Source organism: Nonomuraea sp. B10E15 (assembly GCF_039871615.1).
In the GTDB taxonomy this organism is placed as follows: domain Bacteria; phylum Actinomycetota; class Actinomycetes; order Streptosporangiales; family Streptosporangiaceae; genus Nonomuraea.
Window position 1 is genome coordinate 1,108,815 of the sequence record NZ_JBDPMB010000001.1, and the last position, 21,348, is coordinate 1,130,162.

At 73.9% G+C, this 21,348-nt stretch carries 16 protein-coding genes; 8 read left to right on the forward strand and 8 right to left on the reverse strand.

Going from position 1 to position 21,348, the window contains the following annotated elements; all coding sequences use genetic code 11:
* The first annotated feature begins 33 nt into the window (after window positions 1-33).
* Together ABGB14_RS05060 and ABGB14_RS05065 are read left to right on the forward strand one after the other, a co-directional pair.
* Entirely contained in the window at window positions 34-1,386 is a 1,353-nt protein-coding gene (locus tag ABGB14_RS05060) for a cytochrome ubiquinol oxidase subunit I (protein ID WP_347642344.1), read from the forward strand.
* Window positions 1,379-2,596, forward strand: coding sequence for a cytochrome d ubiquinol oxidase subunit II (locus tag ABGB14_RS05065; RefSeq protein WP_347642345.1), 1,218 nt, complete (start codon window positions 1,379-1,381; stop codon window positions 2,594-2,596). The genes ABGB14_RS05060 and ABGB14_RS05065 overlap by 8 nt, the downstream gene beginning before the upstream one ends.
* A gap of 80 nt (window positions 2,597-2,676) precedes the next feature.
* Here the strand turns inward: ABGB14_RS05065 and ABGB14_RS05070 are convergent, their stop codons facing one another.
* Window positions 2,677-3,558, reverse strand: a complete 882-nt coding sequence (locus ABGB14_RS05070; protein ID WP_347642346.1) for a LysR family transcriptional regulator — start codon at window positions 3,556-3,558, stop codon at window positions 2,677-2,679.
* 61 nt (window positions 3,559-3,619) lie between these two features.
* Between ABGB14_RS05070 and ABGB14_RS05075 the strand changes: the two genes are divergently transcribed.
* The 5 genes from ABGB14_RS05075 (at window position 3,620) to ABGB14_RS05095 (ending at window position 12,100) form a co-directional block, all read left to right on the forward strand.
* Window positions 3,620-4,504, forward strand: a complete 885-nt coding sequence (locus ABGB14_RS05075) for an SDR family oxidoreductase (RefSeq protein ID WP_347642347.1) — start codon at window positions 3,620-3,622, stop codon at window positions 4,502-4,504.
* A gap of 112 nt (window positions 4,505-4,616) precedes the next feature.
* Entirely contained in the window at window positions 4,617-5,489 is an 873-nt protein-coding gene (locus ABGB14_RS05080; RefSeq protein ID WP_347642348.1) for an alpha/beta hydrolase, read from the forward strand.
* A 157-nt stretch (window positions 5,490-5,646) separates the two neighbouring features.
* Window positions 5,647-6,261, forward strand: a complete 615-nt coding sequence (locus ABGB14_RS05085) for an ABATE domain-containing protein (protein WP_347642349.1) — start codon at window positions 5,647-5,649, stop codon at window positions 6,259-6,261.
* Window positions 6,262-6,482: 221 nt separating this feature from the next.
* Window positions 6,483-9,527 carry an ABC transporter permease gene (locus ABGB14_RS05090; RefSeq protein ID WP_347642350.1) on the forward strand — a complete coding sequence of 1,015 codons (3,045 nt, stop codon included), beginning with the start codon at window positions 6,483-6,485 and terminating at the stop codon, window positions 9,525-9,527.
* A complete protein-coding gene (locus ABGB14_RS05095) occupies window positions 9,524-12,100 on the forward strand; it encodes an FtsX-like permease family protein (protein ID WP_347642351.1) in 2,577 nt (858 codons plus the stop codon). The genes ABGB14_RS05090 and ABGB14_RS05095 overlap by 4 nt, the downstream gene beginning before the upstream one ends.
* A 100-nt stretch (window positions 12,101-12,200) precedes the next feature.
* Here ABGB14_RS05095 and ABGB14_RS05100 read toward each other — a convergent pair whose 3' ends face one another.
* From ABGB14_RS05100 to ABGB14_RS05125, 6 genes are all read right to left on the reverse strand, one after another.
* On the reverse strand, window positions 12,201-12,890 hold the full coding sequence (locus ABGB14_RS05100; RefSeq protein WP_347642352.1) for a FadR/GntR family transcriptional regulator: 690 nt from the start codon (window positions 12,888-12,890) through the stop codon (window positions 12,201-12,203).
* Window positions 12,891-13,111: 221 nt separating this feature from the next.
* Entirely contained in the window at window positions 13,112-15,022 is a 1,911-nt protein-coding gene (locus ABGB14_RS05105) for a sialidase family protein (RefSeq protein ID WP_347642353.1), read from the reverse strand.
* A 337-nt stretch (window positions 15,023-15,359) separates the two neighbouring features.
* Window positions 15,360-17,861 carry an FtsX-like permease family protein gene (locus tag ABGB14_RS05110; RefSeq protein WP_347642354.1) on the reverse strand — a complete coding sequence of 834 codons (2,502 nt, stop codon included), beginning with the start codon at window positions 17,859-17,861 and terminating at the stop codon, window positions 15,360-15,362.
* Entirely contained in the window at window positions 17,858-18,550 is a 693-nt protein-coding gene (locus ABGB14_RS05115) for an ABC transporter ATP-binding protein (protein WP_347642355.1), read from the reverse strand. Before ABGB14_RS05115 ends, ABGB14_RS05110 begins: the two co-directional genes overlap by 4 nt.
* Complete coding sequence (locus ABGB14_RS05120; RefSeq protein ID WP_347642356.1) at window positions 18,547-19,056, reverse strand: PadR family transcriptional regulator; 510 nt, start codon at window positions 19,054-19,056, stop codon at window positions 18,547-18,549. Before ABGB14_RS05120 ends, ABGB14_RS05115 begins: the two co-directional genes overlap by 4 nt.
* Window positions 19,057-19,241: 185 nt before the next feature.
* The gene (locus ABGB14_RS05125) at window positions 19,242-20,216 is read right to left on the reverse strand and encodes a C-terminal binding protein (protein WP_347642357.1); all 975 of its coding nucleotides are present in this window, start codon (window positions 20,214-20,216) and stop codon (window positions 19,242-19,244) included.
* 239 nt (window positions 20,217-20,455) lie between these two features.
* On the opposite strand from ABGB14_RS05125, the gene ABGB14_RS05130 reads away from it, so the two are divergent.
* Complete coding sequence (locus ABGB14_RS05130; protein ID WP_347642358.1) at window positions 20,456-20,833, forward strand: hypothetical protein; 378 nt, start codon at window positions 20,456-20,458, stop codon at window positions 20,831-20,833.
* Between the two features lie 39 nt (window positions 20,834-20,872).
* Here ABGB14_RS05130 and ABGB14_RS05135 read toward each other — a convergent pair whose 3' ends face one another.
* Complete coding sequence (locus ABGB14_RS05135) at window positions 20,873-21,166, reverse strand: hypothetical protein (protein WP_347642359.1); 294 nt, start codon at window positions 21,164-21,166, stop codon at window positions 20,873-20,875.
* Window positions 21,167-21,348: the final 182 nt, after the last annotated feature.

Consider the following 21,348-nt stretch of genomic DNA (forward strand, 5'->3'; position numbering starts at 1 on the left):
GCGTGGTCGACACGGCCAGAGGTGAGAGACGACATGAGCGCGACGATCGCGGCTCTCGGGGGCGCGTTCACATCCGTCGACCAGGACTACCTGTTCGAGGCGCGGCAGATGCAGGCGCTGTCGCTCGCCGTGCACATCCCGCTGGTGTGCTTCGGGATCGCCTTTCCCGCGATGGTCCTGTTCTGCGAGTGGCGTTACCTGCGGACCGGGGACATGCTCTTCCGCACGCTCGCCAGGCGCTGGTCGAAGGTGATGCTGGCGCTGTTCGCCATCGGCGTCGTGACCGGGACGATCCTCAGCTTCGAGCTGGGGCTGCTGTGGCCGGGTTTCATGGCCGGCTTCGGCGACGTGTTCGGGCTGGGGTTCACGCTGGAGGGGTTCTCGTTCTTCACCGAGGCGATCTTCATCGCCATCTACGTGTACGGCTGGGACCGCCTGCGGCCACTGCCGCACTTCCTGGCGGGCATCCCCGTGGCGATCGCCGGGGTCATGGGGTCACTGTTCGTGATCTCCGTCAACGGCTGGATGAACCACCCGGTGGGGTTCAGGATGCAGGACGGTCGCGCCGTCGACGCGCACCCGTGGTCGGCGTTGTTCGCCAACGGCTATTTCTGGCACGAGTTCGTCCACATGTATTTCGCGGGCTTCATCGTCGCGGGGTTTCTCGTCGCCGTCCCGTACGCGTGGGGTTTCCTGCGCGGACGCCGGGACCGTTACCGCCGCACGGCCCTGACGGTCGCGCTGTCGGCCGCGGCGGTGGCCGCGCCGCTGCAGGTGATCATCGGTGACTGGGCCGCGCGGGAGGTCGCGCGGCACCAGCCGGTGAAGCTGGCCGCGCTGGAAGGGCTGGGGCAGACCACCCGCGGTGCGCCCGAGCACCTGCTGGGCTGGTACGACGGCAAGGAGGTCGACTACGGCATCGCGATCCCGCGCCTGCTGTCGCTGCTGGCCTTCCACGACCCGGACGCGACGGTTCAGGGCCTCAACGCGGTGCCGGTCGAGGACCAGCCGCCGGTCAACGTCGTACGCCTGGCCTTCCAGGGCATGGTCGGCATCGGGACGCTGCTCGCCCTGCTCAGCCTCGTCTACCTCTATGTCCGGTTGCGTCACAAACGGCTGCCCCGCTCACGCTGGTTCTTCCGCGCGGTCGTCCTGGCCGGCCCGCTGTCGGTCGTCGCGCTCATCTGCGGGTGGATCACCACCGAGGTCGGGCGCCAGCCCTGGATCGTGTACGGGATCATGCGAACCAGCCAGGCGGTCACCGACGCGTCCGGGATACCCGTCGGCTACGGCACCCTGATCGTGGTCTACCTGGGACTCGCCGGCGGCGTCGCATGGCTGCTGCACCGCTTCAGCCGCGTGCCGATCGAGGACCACGATGGCTGAGATCCCCATGGTGTTCATCCTCGCCGGCCTTGCCGCCTATACCGTGCTGGCCGGCGCGGACTTCGGCGCGGGGCTGTGGACGCTGCTGGCCGGCCGGGGAGAGGCCGGTCACCAGGCGATCCGGCACCACGCGCGCCACGCGATGGGACCCGTGTGGGAGGCCAACCACGTCTGGCTGATCTTCGTGCTGGTCGTGTGCTGGACGGCATATCCCGTGGCCTTCGGCTCGATCACGTCCACGCTGGCGGTGCCGCTGTTCGCCGCCGCGGTCGGGATCATCCTCCGGGGCGCCTCATACGCGCTGCGCGGCCAGTTGGAGGGCGCCGCCGGCGAGCGGCCGATCGAGTACCTGTTCGCCCTCTCCTCGATCCTGACGCCGTTCGCGCTGGGCACGGTCGCGGGCGCGATCGCCTCCGGCCGCGTCCCGGTGGGCAACGCCGCGGGGAACCTCGTCACCAGCTGGCTGAACCCCACCTCACTGCTCATCGGCGGGCTCGCGGTCGCCGCCGGGGGATATCTCGCCGCCGTCTACCTCGCCGCCGACGCGCGCCGGTTCGGTTCCAGACGCCTGGAGCACGACTTCCGCGCCCGCGCCCTCGTGTCGGGCGGGTGCGCGGGCGCTTTCGCGCTGGCCGGTCTCATCGTCGCCAGGTACGACGCCCCGCTGCTGTTCGCCGGCCTGACCAGCGACGGCGGCGCCGTGATGGTCGCCGTCTCCGGCGTGGCCGGGATCGCGACCCTGCTGCTCGTCTGGCGCGAGCGCTTCGGCCTGGCCCGCGCCTCGGCGGCGGTCGCCGTGGCCGCGATCGTGGCGGGCTGGGCGATGGCGCAGAGGCCGCGCTTCCTGCCCGGTCTCACGGTCGAGCAGGCAGCCGCCGGCCCGTCGACGCTGCTCGCCGTCGTCGTCGCCGTCGCCGGCGGAGCGATCGTGCTGGTTCCCTCGCTCGTCCTGCTGTTCCGCCTCTTCCTCCGCGGCACCCTGGACCCCGGCGCCGCCACCGACACCGGAACCCCCTCCCCGCCCGCCGCCGCCCGCCGAGCCGGACGCCGCCGGCTCGCGGGCTTCGCCCTCGCCACCCTGCTCGTCGGCGCGGGCGCGACCGTGCTCGCCGAACCCGGCTGGCTCTTCGCTCTCGGCGTCATCTGCCTGTTCGCCTGCGCGGTGGCGACCTTCGCCCTCGTGACGGCGGAGCCGGACCAGCGGGCCTGACGGCCGTACCGGCCGTCAGGCGACGGGGGATCGAGGCCACCGCGTGGCGATCTCGCGCGCCGGCGGGCGAGCCGTACCGGTCATTCCGCGACGATCTCGCGCACGACCCGCACGAACTCGCCCACCAGCGGGTTCACCGTGCCGGGCGGCCACGCCAGCGCGATCCGGAGCGGCTCCACGTCGGTGATGGGCAGCCACGTCAGCTCGGGATGCGCGTAGTACTCCGCCATCGAGCGGGCGCCGATGCACACCGCCGCTCCTGCGGCCACGTGCTCGAGCATCTCGTCGACGTTGTCGTTCTTGGGCCCCCAGACCGGCGCGGACCCGTCCGGCCGGGGGTTCACCGCCCACCAGTCGACCCACGCGGCCGGCGCCACCTCGGTCCACCCGATCGGCTCGTCACGCAGGTCGGCCATGTCCACGGACTCCCGCCCCGCCAGCCGGTGGTCCGCGGCCACCGCCACCCACCTGCGCTCCTTGGCGACCACCTCGCTGCGCAGCCCGGACAGGTCGGCCGGCAGCCACACGAAGGCGACGTCCACCTGCCCGTCCCGCAGCGCCCGCGTCTCACCCGCCCACTCGAACCGCTTCGGCTCGACGGCGGCCTCCGGGCGGCGGACGGCGAACGCGGCCCGCGCCCGCCGGGCGAGCGGGCCGCCGCCCGCGACGACGAACCCGACCCGCAGCACGTTCCGCGTGGCCGCGGCGGTGGTCCGTACGAGCCTCGTCGTCTCCTGCCACTCGGCGATGTGGCGGCGTGCCGCGGTCAGCAACTGCTCGCCGGCGGGGGTGAGCCGGACCTCGGGCCGGGTGAACAGGTCGGCGCCGAGCCGCTCCTCCAGCTGCCGGATCTGCCGGGACAGCGACGGCTGCGCCACGAACAGCTCCTTCGCGGCCTGCGTGAAGCTCAGCCGCTCGGCGACCGTGACGAAGTAGCGCAGCACCCGCGTGTCCACGTCCATGCCTGAAATGTATGGGCACAGGTATTGGCCCGTGGAGTCCCCCGGCTGGTTGCCTGTCGGCATGACCACGCGCAAGCCAGACCTCCGCACGCCGTCGAGAAGGGCCCTGCTCACCGCGGGCGCCACCGCGGCGGCGGCCACAGCCCTCACCCCCGGCGCCGCCGCCCGCACGCTCCAGCAGCCACGTGACCGGTTCGCCGGCAAGGTCGTCCTGATCACGGGCGCCACGTCCGGTATCGGAGAGGCCACCGCCCGCGCGTTCGCGGCCGAGGGGGCGGCGGTGTTCTTCTGCGGCCGGCGCGAGGCGCTCGGCGACAAGGTCGCCGCGAGCATCCGTGCCGCGGGCGGCAGGGCCACCTTCCGGCGGGCCGACGTCCGCGAGGAGGGCCAGGTGCGCGACTTCGTCGAAGCCTGCGTACGCCGCCACGGCCGGATCGACATCGCCGTCAACAACGCCGGGATCGAAAGCCCCCGCGCGGTCCGCGTGCACGAGCAGACCCTCGCCGACATGGAGGCCGTGTGGCGCACCAACGCCGCGGGCGTCTTCCTCGCCATGAAGTACGAGGTCCCGAGGATGCTGGAGCGGGGCCGCGGCGCCATCGTGAACACCGCGTCGGTCTCCGCCGAGGTCGGGTGGGCCACGATCGCGCCGTACAACGCCAGCAAGCACGCCGTCGCGTCGCTGACGAAGGTGGCGGCCCTGGAGTACGCGGCCGACGGCATCCGGGTGAACGCGCTGGCGCCGGGCGCCGTGGACACGCCCATGTTGCGGCGTGCGGCCGAGGCGTTCGGGGTGACGTACGAGCAGATCGCCCAGGACTACCCCGTCAAGCGGATCGTCGCGGCCGAGGAGATCGCCAGGGTCGTCATGTTCCTCGCCTCGGACGACTCGAGCGCCGTCGTCGGTCACGACCTCGACGCCACCGGCGGCTACCTCGCTGGCTAGGCCGAACCCCTGCCGCGCTGGTGACGCCGCGCCCGGCGCCGGCTTCCTTGCCGCGCCGGAGGGGTGAGGGCTAGCTTAACCATCTAAGACGGTTAAGAGGGACGGGGGCACCATGGGCGGCGCCGTGACGACGACGGGCGTGGCTTTCGTGAACGGAATCCGCGTGCACTACACCCGAGCGGGCTCCGGCCCGCTGATCCTGTTGCTCCACGGGTGGCCGCAGACGAGCCACTGCTGGCGGGCGGTGCTCGGGCCGCTGGCCGCCGATCACACGGTCGTCGCGCCCGACCTGCGCGGATACGGGCTCAGCGACAAACCGGCCACCGGCTACGACAAGCGTCAGATGGCCGCCGACATGGCCGCGCTCGTCCAGGAGCTCGGCTTCGAGCGGGCCGTCGTCGTGGGGCACGACCGTGGTGCCCGCGTCGCGCATCGCTGGGCGCTCGACCACCCCGGGCAGGTGGAGCGGCTGGTCGTGCTGGACGTGGTCCCGACGCGGGAGATGTTCCGGCGGCTGGACGCCTCGGTGGCCTCCGGTTACTGGCACTGGCTGTTCCACATGCAGCCGGACCTGCCGGAACGCCTCGTGGCCAACGACGTACGCGGATATCTGGAGTACTTCTTCGAACGCTGGACGTACAACCGTCACGGCCTGGACCCCGATGCCGTGGACGCCTACGTCCGCGCGTTCTCCCGGCCGGGCGCCCTGCGGGCCGGCTTCGACGACTACCGCGCCCAGGAGCAGGACCTCGTGGACGACGACGCCGACGCGGCCATGGGGCGCAGGCTCGCCATGCCCGTGCTGGCCCTGTGGGGCTCCGCCGGGTTGCCCGCCCGCCTTCCGACGCTGGAGATCTGGCGCGAGTACGCCGACGACGTGACGGGTGGCCAGATCCCCGCTTGCGGTCACTTCATCCCCGAGGAGCGTCCGGACATCCTCCTCGACCACCTTCGCGGATTCCTCACCCGGGGGAGTCACCCGTGAGCGCAGGACGCTCGCCCGTCCCGGCGTGCGTCCCCAGACCGGGAGGAAGAGGACGCGCCTTCGTGAAAGGCCTCGTGGTCCCACGCGTGGGCGATCAGGATCGTGTCCCGGAGAGGACACGGTGCGCCTCCGTCGATTCGGTGGACAGGAGGCACAGGTGACCGCGGACGACGAGTGGCTCTGGCACGGCGGCAGCGTGTGCCTCGACTTCGTCAACACCCTGCGCGACCGCTGGAAGGAACCTCGTGAGACGCTCCGGGAGCCCGGAGACGTGCTGCGCTGGCTGTACACCGCGGGAGTGGCCGGCGAACCGGCCCTGCCCCACGCCGAGCCCGAGGGCGTGCTCGTTCTCGCCCGGCGACTGCGCGAGGCCATCGACCGGGCGGTCATGGCGGCCGCGAGCGGCGAGCTCCCCCACGCGGGAGACCTGTCCCTGATCAACGAAGCGGCCATGGCGGCCCTCCGTCCGGCACCCCAGGTCGCCATCGTGGACGGGCGCCTGGCTCCGGGGGAGTCGCGCGACAGGGCCGAGGGCGCCGCGGCAGGGCTGGGCCTGGTCGCGCATGACGCGGTGGACCTGCTGGTGTCGGACGAGGTCCGCCGGGTCCGCCTCTGCGGCGCGGACCGCTGCGCCCTGCGCTTCGTCGACCGTTCACCCGCGCACAACCGGCGCTGGTGCGCGATGGCGCGCTGCGGCAACCGGACCAAGGTGCGCGCCCACCAGCGCCGGCAGCGCGAACAGCCTCCCCCGGGCCCTCGCGGAAGAGCGTGACGGCGTAGAACTCCGGCTGCCCGAACCGGGGGCGGAACTCCGTCGGTGTCAACGCCCGACGGCCACGGTGAGCCCTTCGACCGGGCAGGCGGGCGCCGCCGTTCCCGCGCGCTCACGCCGTCCGGAGATCGGACGATCACATGCGCATATCAGGTGTGCCGTCACCCTTGCCCCCGCCCCGCCGGGCCCCGAAGGTCTAAACATCGGGGAAGGAGAGAGGAATGCGGGGGCCGCTGGTCGTCAAGCGGGCGCTCGGCGAGCCGCTGCTCCTCCTGGCCGCGCTCTGCTCGATCCTGCTGACGACGACCACGCTGGTGGCGCTGACGATGTACGCCTCCTCCATCGCCGGCGCGGGTGTGCGCAGGGCGATGGAGACAGCCTCGTACCGCCAGACGACCACCACGATCACCGCCCAGGTCAACGCCGGGACCTTCCCGGAGTACGACCGGATGGTGCGCGACGAGCTCGCCGCGGCCCACGGGGCCCCACCGGCTGCCCCACCGGCCGTCACCACCAGCCTGCGCTCCGACTCGTACGTCATGCCGGGCCAGGACGGCGAGGAGCGGCCCGAGCTGCTGCGGTTCGGCAGCCACGACGGGCTCGACCGGCACGCCCGGCTGGCCGCGGGCAGGTGGCCGCGGGCCGGCGGGCCGGCCGTCGAGGCGGCGATCTCGGAGCCGGCCGCCGCCGCCACCGGGTTCGAGATCGGCGAGGAGCTCGTCACGAAGGCGCGGCTCGACGGGCGCCCGGTCGAGGTCCACGTCGTCGGCGTCTTCCGGCTCGACGACCCCGTGGGCGAGCGGTGGGGCGGTGAGGAGCTGCTGAGCAGGGGAGTGGAGCGTGGCGAGTACACCACGTACGGGCCCCTGATGGTGACGCAGGAGACGTTCGTCGCGCGCTTCGCCACCGGCGTGCGGGCCGTGTGGGCGGCCGAGCCGGAGCTCGGCGCGCTGACGCCCGAACGGCTGCGCCCGCTGGCCGAGGCCGTCGGCCGGGTGGGCGAGCGGCTGGCGGCGGCCGGATGCGTGAACTGCCTGACCGCCGGCGACCTGCCCGAACTCCTCACCCAGCTCGACACCGCGTCCCTGGTGGCCCGCTCCACGGTGCTGATCCCGGTGTTGCAGCTGCTGGTGCTGGCCGCGTACGCGCTGATGCTCACCGCGCGGCTGCTCGCCGACCACCGGCGCATGGAGATGGCGCTGCTGCGCTCGCGCGGCGCGGGCACGACGCGGCTGGCGAGCCTGGCCGGGGGCGAGGCGCTGCTGGTGGCGGTGCCGTGCGCGATCGTGGCGCCGTTCCTCGGGCCGCCGCTGCTCGCGCTGATCGGCCTGCTGCCCTGGATCAGCGCCTCGGGAGTGCGGCTGGCGCCGCGGGTTGACGCGGGCACGTTCCTCGTGTCGTCCGGGGTGGCGCTGGCCGCGGCCGCGCTGCTGGCGCTGCCGGCCGTGGCGGGCGCGCGGCGCACGTACGTGGAGGAGCAGTCGGCGCGCGGGCGCGGCGGCCGGCGCGGGCTGGTCCAGGGGGCGGGCGCGGACCTGGCGCTGCTGGTCGTGGCCGGGCTGGCGATCTGGCAGCTCCAGCGTTACGGCGCGCCGGTCACCGCGACGGCGGCGGGCGGGCTCGGCATCGACCCGCTGATCGTCTCCGGCCCGGCCCTGGCCCTGCTCGCGGGCGGCCTGCTGGGGCTGCGGCTGGTGCCGCGCGTGTCGCGGCTGGCCGAGCGGTTGACCTCGCGCCGGCCTGACCTCGCGCCCGCTCTGGGGGCCTGGCAGGTCAGCAGGCGGCCGCTCACGTACGCCGGCCCCGCGCTGCTGCTGACCCTGGCGATCGCCATCGGCGTCGTCTCCATGGCCACCACCGCCACCTGGCAGGCCTCGCAGCGCGACCAGGCCGACCACCGGGCGGCGGCCGACCTGCGCCTGTCGGGCCCGTCCGAGGGGCCCGAGCTGGGGACGCTCGGCCGCGGCACGGCGTTCACGGCGCTGCCCGGCGTCACCGCCGCCTCCCCCGCCTTCCGGGCGCCGACCGGGGTGGGCGGCGAGAGCGCGCTGCTCGTCGCCCTGGACGCGGGCAGGCTCGGCGAGCTGTTCCGCCTGCGCCCCGACCTGTCGGCGCGGACGGTGCCGCAGCTGTCCGCGGCGCTCGCCGGAGACCGGGCGGCCCGGCTGCAGCTGCCCGGACGGCCGCGCGCCCTCACCGTGCGGGTCGAGTCACGCGCCGCCGTGCCGGCCAGGCTGGTGCTGTCCGACGCGCTGGGCGTGTGGTTCGACCTGCCGCTCGGCGAGCTGCGGGAGGGCGGCAACCGGGTCGAGGCCGACCTGGCCCCGCTCGCCGGACGCGCCGGCACGATCACCTATCCGCTGTCCGTACGCGGCCTCGTGGCGGGCGAGCAGGCCGCCCTGAGGCTGACCGGGCTGAGCGCGGACGGCCGGGACGTGCCGGTGGCCGGGGCCGTCGCCCGCCCGCGGGGCGTGATCACCTTCGGCCCGCCGCGTGAGCCGGGCCCGCTGCCCGTGGTGCTCACGTCCGGCCTGGCCGCCACCCTGGAGCTGGACGTCGGGCAGGTCGGGACGGTTCGCCTCGCCGGCCGGGTCGTGCGGGTCGAGGTGGCCGGCATCGTGACGAGCATGCCCACGAGCGCCCCGGACCAGCAGGCCGTGCTCGCCGACTGGGAGACGCTGCAGGCGTACGAGCTGGCCGCGGCTCAGCCGTCCAGGCCCGCCACCGAATGGTGGCTCGCCGCCCCCGACACCGCTCCCGCGCGGGAGATCCTCCGCCGCACCCCCCAGTGGGACGTGACCGCGGTCGACCGCCGGGAGCTGGCGGCGGAACTGCGCGACGATCCGCTGGCGGGCGCCCTGCAGGGCGCGCTGACCCTGGCGTTCGCCGCCGCGCTGGGGTTCGCGGTGCTCGGGTTCCTGGTGAACGCCGTGGTCGCGGCGCGGGAGCGGCGGGCCGAGTTCGCCGTGCTGCGCGCGCTGGGCATCGGCCCCCGCCAGGTGCTCGGGATGCTGGCCACGGAGCAGGCGTTCGTCATAGGGCTGTCGCTCGCCGCCGGCACCGCGCTCGCCGTGGTGGTCGGGAACCTGGTGGTCCCGCGCGTCGTCATGACCGGGCAGGCGTCGGCGGTCACGCCCGGCGTGCTGTTCCACATCCCGTGGGCGGCCGTCGCGGCGATGCTGGCCCTGGTGACGGCGGTGCTGGTCACGATCGTCGCCGGGCTGGCCCGGCGCATGTGGCGGGGGCAGACCTTGGAGGAGCGGTGAGGATCCCCCTGGGCGTCCGGGCGCACGCGGGCACGTCGGCGCTGCTCGTCGTGCTGACGGCGGTCGCCTGCCTGCTCGTCGCCGGGCTGCCGAGGACGATGCAGGCGTCGTTCGACGAGGCGCTGCGCCGCTCGCTGGCCGCGACCGTCGCGGTGCGGACCGACCTGACCGTCACCGCGGCTCCGGCCCTGCCCGCCGGGGAGCTGCACTCACGCGCGGAGTTCGAGGGCGCCGGCCTCCACTGGCGCCGGCTCCTCCCGGCGGAGCTGCGGCCCCTGGTCGGGCGCGGCGGCCACATCAGCGCCAAGACCTTCCGCACGCCCGTCAACGAGACGGGCGACACCCGAACCTTCGTCAACCTCGGCTGGCTGTCCGACGCCGATCGGCGGGTGGACTGGGTGCGCGGCCGCCCGCCCGGCAAGCCGTCCACCACGCGGTACCGGGGTGCGACGATCCCGGTCATCGAGGTGGGCGTCGTGGAGGAGGCCGTGGAGCGGATGGGGTTGCGCGTCGGCCAGACCAGGATGCTCGGCGAGAGCGCGCACACCGCCGCGAAGATCGTCGGCGTCTTCAGGGCCAAGGACCCGGCCGACCGATCCTGGAGCCACGACGCCGACGTCCTGCACGTCACCAGGGTCGTGCCGGCGGACGGGCCGGAGGAGTTCCACACCACGACCCTGATGTCGGACGACGGGCTCAGCGCGCTCACCAACAAAGCCCGTACGCTGGCCTACCGCTGGGTCCTTCCCCTCGACGGGCGGGCCGCGAGCGCCGCCGGCGTGCCGGGCGTCGAAGCCGCGGTCGCCGCGTTCCGGCGGCAGGTGGACGTCCAGGGGACCGGCAGCATCAGCTACCGCCTGGTCACCGGCCTGCCCCCTCTGCTCGCCGGCTTCCTGACCACGCTGTCCGCCGCCCGGACCGTCATGTACCTGGTGCTCGGAGGCCTGTTCGCGGTCGCGCTCGGCGTGATCGCGCTGGGCGTGCGGCTGCTGACCGACCGGATGGAGCGCACGATGGCCCTGGCGCGGGCGCGCGGCGCCGCGCTGCGGCAGGTGGCGGCGGCCGGGGCCGCGCTGACCGCGCTCACCGTGGGGCCCGCGGCCCTGGCCGGGTACGCCCTGTCGTTCCTCCTGCCGGGGCCCGTGCCGCCGATCGTGCACCTCGGACCGGCGGTCGTGGTCGTCGCCGCCGTGACCTTCGCCGCGGCACGCCTGGTGCTCGCGCATCGCACGCCGCTGGGGGAGCGCCGTGCCGACCTGGTCACCGCCCGGCCGTCCGCGCGGCGGGTGACGGTGGAGGCGCTGGTCGTCGTGCTCGCGCTGGCGGGAGCGTACCTGCTGCGGGCCCGAGGACCGTCCGGCACGCAGCAGGATCCGTTCCTGCTGGTGATCCCGGTGGCGCTGGCGCTCGCGGCCGCGCTGATCACCTTGCGGTGTTACCCGTACCCGCTGCGGCTGCTCGTCCGGCTGACCGCGCGGGGGCGGGCGGCCGTGCCGTTCCTGGCGCTGGCCGGGGCGGCCAGAGGGCGATCCACGGGCGCGCTGACGGTGCTGGTCCTGCTGCCCGCGCTGAGCCTGTCGGTGTACGCCGCGGTGGTCCACGACGGGATCACCACCACGCAGCGGCTCGCGTCCTGGCAGAAGGTGGGCGCGCCGATCAAGCTGACGTCCGTCGCGGACATCCCGCCCGGCGCCATCGAGCGCGTACGCCGGGCCCCCGGGGTCGAGGAGGTGGCGCTCGCGCTGACGGGCCGGGTGCAGATCGGGGCCACGGGGGAGCGGCCGTACGCCGTCGCCGTGGACCTCGCGCGGTGGCGGCGGGTCAACGAGGACGCGCCCATCAGCCTGCCCGCGCTGTCCGGGGACAGGTCCGCGCTGCTCTCGCCCGCCCTGGGCGACCGGGACGCCTTCGACATCATGTGGCTGTCGCCGGTACGGCTGACCGCTCAGGGCATGATCGACGCGGTGCCGGGTTTCTACTCCAGCGGGCAGTTCCTCCTCGTGCCGCGGGAGGTGCTGCCCTGGCCCGCGGCCAACACCCTGCTGATCAGGGGCGACGCCTCGCCCGCCGACCTGGCGCGGCTGGTCCCGTCGGCCACCGTGGAGACGCAGGAGGCGGCGCTGGCGGCCATCCAGGCCGACCCGCTCACCGGCACGGTCCGCACGACGATGGTCGTGGTGACGGTGGCGCTGGGGGCGTACGCGCTGGTCGCGATCGTCCTGTCGCTGGTCGCGGGGGCGGCAGGGCGGGCCAGGACGGTGTCGCTCCTGCGCACGCTCGGGCTGTCCGGCAGGCAGGCCAGGCGGCTGGTCCTGCTGGAGCTGCTGCCCGTCGTCCTCGTCACCGCGCCGGTCGGCCTGGCTCTGGGGCTGGTCCTGCCGGCCGCGCTCGGACCGGGCGTGGACGTGTCCGCGTTCGCGGGTGGCCTGCCCGTCGCCGGCCACACGCCGGGCCTGCTCACGCCCGTGGCGCTGGTGGCCGGGATGGGCCTGTGCGCCGTGCTCGGGGCGTACGCGCACATCGCCATGGGCCGGCGCCGGAACCTCGACGCCCTCCGCGTGGGCGACCCCTGACCACCAGAACACCCGGCCCGCATCAGGTCGGCGCGGATCAGGTCGGCCCGGGTCGGGTACGGCCCGCGTCGGGTGCGGCCCGGGTCGGGTGCGGCCCGGGTCAGGTCGGCGCGGGGAGCGGCCGGGCCTTCGCCCGCGCGATGCGCGCCTTGACGTCGCGGAAGTGCAGCCGCATCGCCTCTCGGGCGGCCTCGGTGTCACGGGCGCGCAGCGCCGCCACGATCCGGCGGTGGTTGACGACGATCTCCGCGGTCCGCTCCTCCGGCGGGCCGAGCGTCGGCTCGACCTCGTGGTAGACGTCCCAGAACAGGCCGATCAGCTGCAGCACCAGCTCGTTGCCGCACGATTCGTACAGCAGCGCGTGGAACGCCCGATCGGCTCCAGGGTCCCGGTCCATGCCGTTGACCAGGGCGTCCAGCGCGGCGAGGCGGGTGACGCTGGTGCTCCGGGCCACCTGGCCGATCAGCCCGGTCTCGAGCAGCTCCCGAACCTCGACCAGATCGTGCAGCGCGCGGATCCCGCCGCCCTGGCCCGAACGCACCTGGAAGGCGAGCGACGGGGTCAGCACGTCGAGCGACGCGTGCCCGACGAACGTCCCATGTCCGTGCCGGATCTCGACGATGCCCAGCGCCCGCAGGGCCCGCACGGCCTCACGCACGCTGTTGCGGCTCGCCCCGAGCAGGTCCATCAGCTGCACTTCGGTGGGCATCGGCGCCCCGGGGGCCAGCCCGCGCTCGTGGATCAGGGCGATGATGCGCTCCTGAAGCGACGCGCCGTCACGCGTAGGCATGCTGCCTCCAGGCTCGTCGAAGACCTCGTGTCGAACATCCCACCTCTCGGTCTGCGAAAGCCAGGCGGTGGAGGAGATTTTACGCCGACTACACGGACGGGCCACCGGACGCACGCCGCTCGTTCAACCCGCTGGACGTCCTACGTCCCGGAGGCATGGTCGGGCGCGGCGGTGGCGCCCGCGGGTCTCCGCGGGCGCCGTCGCCGGGCGGCTCGCGCCCTTCAGCCGACGTGGTCGAACGGCAGCCGCAGCCCGAGCCGGCCGCCGATCGGGAGGTTCCGCTCCCGGACCAGGTCCAGCTCGGCGCCGGTGAGAGCGCGCCGGTAGACGCGTACCTCGTCCAGCGTCCCGCGGAACCGGTCCGCGCCGTCCAGCCGCTGCCCGACGTGGATCCCTTCGAGCCCGAACTCCTTGCCGAGCGTCAGCGAACCGGCCGGCACCGGCGCCGACGAGACCTGCACGCCGTCCACCAGGAGCCTGAGCTCGCCGCGTACCCGCTGGAGCGCCACGAAGTGCCACTGCCCGTCGTTGTACGCGCTCGGCGACTGCACGGTCACGTCGAACCGGTCGACGGCGAGGACCGCCCGGATGCGGTTGCTCGCCGGCTCCGCCCGCAGCCACAGCCCAGGCGGGTTGGTGCCCCGGTCCACGCGGTGGAACCAGAGGATCGCGTGCGAGCCGGCCGTCTCCGAGTACCGGATCCAGGAGGTCAGCGTGAAGTCCTTCGCGCCGAGGTCGATGGACGCGTCGAACGCCACCTCCGCCCGGTCGTCCACCCGGTCCAGGGCCAGCCCGCCGCCGAACCGCCCGTCGGCGGTCTGCGCGCCGCCGCGGACGTACGCCGTGTTGCCGTGCGGCGACCTGTCCGGCGTCGTCGGGCCGGGCGCGGGCGGCCCCGGGATCCCGGGCGGGGTGCCGTTCGGCGTCTCCAGGAACGCCTCGTTGAACCGGGCGAACCGGATCTGCTCGTACGGTGACACGTCGCCGGCCTCGTACATCAGGGCCGCCTCGGCGCCGTCCAGCCGCACCATGTCCGAGTACGCCGACGGCCCCCAGTGGAAGACCTTGCCCTCGTTCCAGCTCTCGAAGCGGCGCCCCTCGTCGTGGGACGACCGGATCCCCATCGCCTCCCGGGCGCCCGGGTGCATCGGCGAGGAGAAGAGGATGTGCTTCTCGCCGAACCGCAGCAGCGACGCCTGGACGTCGGTCGTCGCCAGGGCCGGCATGGTGCGGAACGGCGCGTCCCACGTCTCGCCGCTGTCGCTGCTGGTCGCGTACGCCCGGCTGCCCTCGTCGGTGCCGCGCTCGCGGGCCGAGGCGTAGATCCGCCCGTCGTCGAGCTCGACGACGGTGACCTCCTGGGCGATCATCGTGCCGTCGTCGGAGGACGTCTCGGCTCCGATGTTCCAGGTCACCCCGCTGTCGTCGCTGTAGAGCAGGTGCGTGCCGTAGGCGTGCGCGCCCACCCGGTCCCAGCTCTCGTAACTCGCCCCGACGACCAGCCGGCCGGCGTGCGGGCCGTGCCTGAGCTGGATGCCGTGCATGGGGCCCGTGGCGTACCAGTGGTTCCACTCCGGACGCTTGCCCTCGGTCATCTCCCTTGCGGCCGACCAGGTCGCCCCGTGGTCGTCGCTGACCTGCACCCAGGGATCGCGGTCACAGCCGTCCGGGCACGGCTCGGCGCCGTTGTGGGTGCTCACCAGCACGACCCGCCCCGTACGCTCGTCGACGATCGGCACCGGGTTGCCGTGGGTCGTGCCGTTCCCCTCCGAGACCACCTGCAGCGGCCCCCAGGTCCGCCCGCCGTCGGCGGAACGGCGCAGCACGAGGTCGATGTCCTCGTCGTCGCCGCAGTCCTTCACCCGCCCCTCGGCGAAGGCCAGCAGCGTGCCGTCCGCGGCCCGCACCACGGCGGGGATCCGGAAGCAGGCGTATCCGAAGTCGCCCCGCTCGTAGAGCACCTGCTCGTCCACGAACGGTGCGGTGCCGCCGGTCGCGGAGTCCTCTGCCGGCGCAGCCGCCGCGGGCGCGCCGAACACGCCGACGAGTAAGCCCGCGAGCACCAGCACGGCGCTCGCCCGGCGGCGCGGCGAGCGCCGGGCACGGCTTTGCGGGGGGTGACCATCGTGCATGTCTTCGCCCTTCCTGGCATGAGAGTGTGAGGGGACGTCCTACGTCCAACGGAGGATGTCAAAAAATCGGTGAACAGGGAATGGTCGCCAGTGAACGGATACGGCGCGGACCGGCAACGGCGTGCCCGGGTGCCGTGGCTGTCGCAGGGTCGCTGACCTGGCGTTCCAGACCGTGCCGGGCCGGGGAAGGCGGCCACGGTGGCGCCGGCCGACAGTGGATGCTCTGCGGCGGGAGGTCGGACGTCCCCGTCCGGGCGTCAGGAACGCCTGAGAAGTTCCGGCGAGCGACCGTTACGCCTGGCGGGCCCGCCGCACCGCCGGCGCCCCGGCCCGGTGTTCACACGAGCCGGCGGGCGAGAGGCAGCCGGGTGCGGGTGATCAGGGCCGCCACGGTCGCCAGCGCGGGCAGTCCCACCACCACGGCGATCACGAAGGGCCACGGTACGGCGATCGTCGCGGGATCTCCGGCGCCGTGCGTCGTCATCGGCCGGGTCAGCGCCACGCCGGTCACCGTCCCCGCGACCAGCCCCACCAGCGCGCCGAGCCCGGAGATGTAGAGCGCCTGACCGGCCACGACCATCCGCAACGTCCCTGACCGCGCGCCGACGGCCAGCAACGTCGCGCGGTCGGGCCGCATGTCGGCGGCCGCCAGGCGGGTGGCGGCAAGCGTGCCGCCGACGACGAGGACGAGAGCTCCGGCCAGCCAGCCCCACAAGCCCGGCTCGGGCACGTTGCGGTAGCCCTGTTCGGAGGCGACCGTCACGCGAGGGGTCACCCTGGCCAGGTCGCGCGCCAGCGTCGAGCCGGCCGGCGGCTGGTGCATGGCATACAGCTGACGCTCCGCCGTCGCGAACCCGGCCCGCTCGACCAGCGCGCGTGGCAGCAGGGCTCCGCCCTGGTGCTCGCCGGCGGGTGTGGCCGCCACCGCCGGCACCTCGAGCCTGCGTGCGGGGCCGGACGTCGAGCTCGCCCGCAGCGCCAGCTTGCCGTCGCGCACCGCGGCCGGGTCGAACACCACGGCCTTGCCGCTCGCCAGCGCGGCGGCCGCCCGCGGATCGTGGCGTCCCTGCAGCAGCCTCAGCAGAGCCTGGTCCCCGATGGCCGCCGTACGGCGCGTCCTGGTGCCGTTCCAACGCACCTTGTACCGCAACGCGTAGCGGTGACCCTGGGCGTCCTCGGCGTGGTAGCCGGCGGCCAGCGGCACGCCCGGCAACCTGCGGACCGCCTCGGCGCGCAGCCTGTCCCAGGTCGCGTCGCCCATGGGCCCGCCCCAGATCGCCAGCGTGCCGGTCGGACGCGCGGAGGTGTAGGCGTCGCGCTGGTCCATGAACTCGCTGTGGGCGCCGATGCCCATCGCCACCACCGTGGCCGTGACCGCCATGACGGCCGCCACGGCGCTCGCCGTACGGGATCGGTGGCGAACCGCGTCGCGGACGGCCATCCGCAGCGGCAGCCGCAACCGTGTGGCCACCCGTCCCGTGCAGCGGACCAGCCACGGCGTCAGCACCACCAGCCCGATCATGACGAGCAGCGCGGAGGCCCACACCCACACCAGGCCCGGCTGGCGCCGCGCCACCACGGTCGCTCCGAGACCGGCCAGCACCAGCACGGCTCCCGCCAGGGGCCACCCCGGCCGGTCGGCCACCCCGGACGCGCGTCCGGACAGCACGGTCACCGTGTCCTGCCGGGCCGCCTGCACGGCGGGCACCAGCGCCGCCGCGATCCCGGTGATCAACCCCAGGGTGGCGACGCCCAGCACCGGCGCCCACGGCACCTCCGCCGGGCCGACCTGGCCTCCCCATCGCGCGGCGACCTGGGCGCCCAGCACCCCGGCCCCGACGCCCAGCAGCGTCGCCACGACGGTGGCCGCGCCCCCGAGGACCAGCCCGTCGACCAGCACGATCGTCCGCAGGTGCCGGGCCGAACCACCCTGCGCCGTGATCTCGGCCAGTTCGCGTCGCCGTCGTCTGAGCCCGACCGCGAAGGCGGGCCCGGCCAGCAGCGCCGTCTCCAGCACCAGCATGATCACCATGGCGCCGAGCCCGACCGTGTGCTGGACGTCCAAGGAGGAGAACCTGACGAGGGAGCGCGGAGAGTCAGGAAGCGCGGCGCGGGAGGTGACGTACAGGCCGGCCGCGTTCAGCGCGGGCACGTCGACCCAGGTCACGGGCTCGGCGGTGTCGGCGAGCCAGCCCGGCCCGTACCTGGAGAAGGAGAAGCCGTCATCCATGGGCTCCAGCGGCAGATCCGGGCCCACCACCTCGCGGAGCGAGGGCCGGTGCGGATGCTCGACCACGCCCGCCACCGTGAGCGGCGCCGCGCCGGACGGCCGCAGGAGGTCGCCGGGGCGCAGGCCGAGCGCGGGAGTCACGGCGACCTCGCGGGCGGCGGGGAACCTGCCCTCGGTCAAGGCCAGCATCCCCCTGGTGAGGGGGTCGCGCAGGTCGGTCTCCACCGCGTCGACCCGTTCGGCGCCCAGCCGGAGCACGCCGGTGCTGAAGGGGACCAACCGGGTGCCAGGTCCCAGCAGGGCCGCCACCTCGGCGCTGCCGAGCTCCGGAGCGGCCGTTCCGTCGCCGCCGCCCCTGCTCCAGCCCGCTCCGTTCGGCTGCTGCCGGAGCACCGTGCCCTCGGGCGTCCGGACGAGGCGGGCGTCGGCCGTGCCGAGCTCGGCCACCACCCCCTCCCGCGCGGTGACGTACATGGTCTCGGTGAGGGTGAAGACTCCCGTGATCACCAGGACGGGCAGGCCGATCATCACCATGATGAGCGCGCTTCGTCCTCGGGAGCGCCACGCGGTCCTGCGGGCGATGCGCAGCGCGGCGACGAGCGCGCTCATCGGGCGCTCACCAGCGAGCCGTCCGTGGAATCCGTGATCTCCCCGTCGCGCAGGAACACCACCCGGTCGGCCCAGGCGGCGTAGCGCGGCTCGTGGGTGACGAGCAGGACCGCGGCGCCCGCGTCACAGCGGGCGCGTAATGTCCGCAGGATCTCGTCGCCGGTGCGCGTGTCGAGCGCGCCGGTCGGCTCGTCGGCCAGCAGCAGGCGCCGCTCGCCGACGAGAGCGCGGGCGATGGCGACCCGCTGGCGCTGGCCACCGGACAGCTCGTCGGGAAAGCGGTCGGCCAGGTGCTCCGCGCCGATCTCCCTCAACACGCCCAAGGCCTGCTCGCGGGCGGGACGTTGCCGCACGCCGTCCAGCTCGCGCGGCAGCATCACGTTCTCCGCCGCCGTCAGCGACGCGATCAGGTTGTGGTCCTGGAAGACGTAGCCGACGCCGCGGCGCCGCAGCGCCGCCAGGTCGCGCACGGTGGCCAGGTCGTGCTCGCCGATGTGCACCGTTCCCGACGTGGGCCGGTCGAGCCCGCCCGCGACGTGGAGCAGGGTCGACTTGCCGGACCCCGACGGGCCCATGACCGCGATCAGCTCTCCCTCGCCGACTTCGAGGCTCACGCCCTTCAGCGCGTGTACGGCTGCCGCCCCTTCCCCATGGACCCTGGCCACCTCGGCCAGCCGCAGGAACGTCATCTTTCCTCCTCGAGAACGGCCTCGCAGTGGTCCAGCCACCGTTGCTCGGCCTCGGCCTGGAAGATCATGGAGTCGAGCACCAGCCGCTGCGCCGCGCCTGCCGTGGCCGCTCGCTTGGCCATGGTCAGCTGCTGGAGAGCCCGCATGGTCGCCGTCCGCTGCCGGTGGATGACCTCGGCGACGTCCACGTTCCTGGCCGCGACGGCCATGGCCAGCTTGATGACCAGCTCGTCCCGCGGCCGGTCGGAGTGGACGACCGGGGTGCTGAACCATCGCGCGGTTTCCTCCCGGCCGGCCTCCGTGATCATGTAGACGACCCGGCCCTGCTCGTCCGACTCGCCCGGCTTGACCAGGCCGTCACGCTCCAAGCGGGACAGCGTCGTGTAGACTTGGCCGATGTTGAGCGGCCAGGTCGCCCCTGTCGACGCCTCGAACTCGATGCGCAGCTGGTAGCCATGCCGGGGCCCTGTGCTGAGGAGGGCGAGCAACCCGTGTCTGACCGGCATGCGTACTAAGTATGCATACGCAGTATGCACTCATCAAGAGGGCAGGCACGTTCTTCGGATCCAGCGATCGCGCGGGCAAGGCACGCAGAAGAGCTGACTCACGTGAACGGCGTCAGGTCGACGGCGTCCGCCGTCGCCCTGCAGCCCGCGTCGTCACTCCGCCGGGGGAGCAGCCGTCCGCGGCGTCATCGCACCCTTCCCCCGTCGCCGGGTTGGTTCATCGCGTTCCGCGGCCGTTGTCCGTTCAGAGCCGCACGGACTTCCGAGAACACCTCCTGGGTGACGTCCGCCAGCGACTCTTCCGAATAGAAGCCCGCGTGCGGGGTCACGATCACGTTCGGCAGGGCGAGGAGCTCCTCGTGCGCGCCCGGCGGCTCGGTCGCCAGGACGTCGAGGGCCGCGCCCGCCAGCCGGCCCGCCCGCAGCGCCGCCAGCAGGGCCGGCTGGTCGACCAGGGCGCCTCGTGCCGTGTTGACGAGGTAGGCCGTCGGTTTCATCGCCGCCAACCTCGCGGCGGAGATGACCTGCCGGGTGGCGGGCGTCAGCGGCGCGTGCAGGCTGAGCACGTCGGCCTCCGCCACCAGCCGCTCGAGCGGCACCAGTTCGGCGAACGCCGCGTGCGGGTCGCCCGGCTCGACCACGGGGTCGGTCGCCAGGACGCGGAACCCGAGCGCGGCGGCCCGGGCCGCGACGGCGCCGCCGGCACGGCCCAGCCCGAACAGGCCGAGGACCTGCCCACGCGTGCGGCGGAGCGTCCCGGCCTGGCGGTAGTCCCATCCGCCGTGCCGTACGTGATCGTGGTATCTGACGATGCCCCGGGTCGACGCCAGGATCAGCGCCAGGCTGTGGTCGGCCAGCTCCTCGACGCAGTAAGACGGCACCCGCGAGACGTGGATCCCGGCCGCCGTCGCGGCGGCCACGTCGATGTTGTCGACGCCCACGCCGTACTCGCAGATCAGCCGGCAGCGCTCCATCCTGTCCACCAGCGCGGCGGTCACCGGGACGGCGTCGGTGACGACCACGTCGGCCGAGTGGCACAGCTCGAAGGCGTCGGCCCGCCCGGAAGCGTCGATCAGCTCCGCCTGGGAGCCGACCAGCGCGGGATCCAGCCCGTGCGGTTCCGGGTGATCGAGCACCACCACCCGCTGCAACGTGCCCATGCATGTCCCCCTGTTCTGGCGACGTCTTGTCCGAGGATCTCGTACAGGACGTACGCGTCGGCGATCCCATGCATTCCGCCAGGTCGTAACGTGTTGACCGGCAGGGGGCACGTTAGGATCGCCGGGTGGGACAGGCGCCTTCACGATCACGGGGTTGTCGCACCGCCGTCTCCTCGCGGACAGCGGGGGCGAACACTGTGGCGCGCGGCCGCGGGATCGCCACTCGGGTCAGAGGATTCTTGCTCGACGGGCGCTTCTGGCATCCGCGGTTCCCCCGGCTGCGCGCGCTGATTCCCCGGCGGGTGGTGCTGGCCTGGCCGGAGTTCCTTCTCGATGGCCGGTGGGTGACCGCTTCCGAGCTCTACGGCGATCTCGGCATGCTGCGGGCGGGAGGCCGATTCACCAACGCGGGTGGGGAGACGCTCTTCGACGCGATCGCGCGCACGGCCGTGGACTGGGACGGCAGCACCTGCTCCTCATGTGACCTTTCAGGTCACGTCCTGGCCGACCTGGGCTTCTTCGGCTCCCGTGACGACCTGTTCGACGAGCACGGTCAAACCCTGTGCCTGCCGGTGCGCATCCCCGCGGATCTCCTCATGAGCCGCCGGGCGGCTTGAGCGCGCGTGGCGGGCGGCCTCCTCCACCGGGCGTGCCGGTCAGCAGGTGTCGGCTCCGTCGAAGGTGCGCGGGCCCCGAGCGACCTGCGAGTAGATGGTGCGTCCCGGGTCGACGGTGTGGCAGGCGCCGTCGGTGCCGCGCGCCCACTTGATCTTCAGCCGTAGCCGGCGGTCGCAGTCGTTGCGCGCGTATCCCTTCTTGGTGAAGGTGCCCGTGGTCTGCCAGACGGCCACACACGAGGGGGCGTTGCCCGCCGGCGCGGCGGCGGTGGCCGGAGGTGCCGCGGCGAAGGCGCCGGTGAGGGTGAGGGCGGTGAGGGCGGCTGCGGTCATGTGTCGCACGAGGTGGTGCTCCTGTCTCGGTTCGCCGTAGCGGGTCCGTGCCGGCAGGGCAGGGGCGCGGCAGGCACAGAAGCGAAGATCTCAGATAGGCCGACGGCCCGGGCATGGCCGGGCGGCACAGTGTCTGACCTGCTGTTTTGGGGGTGTCGTCGGTAACGTTTCCGAGGCGTCGC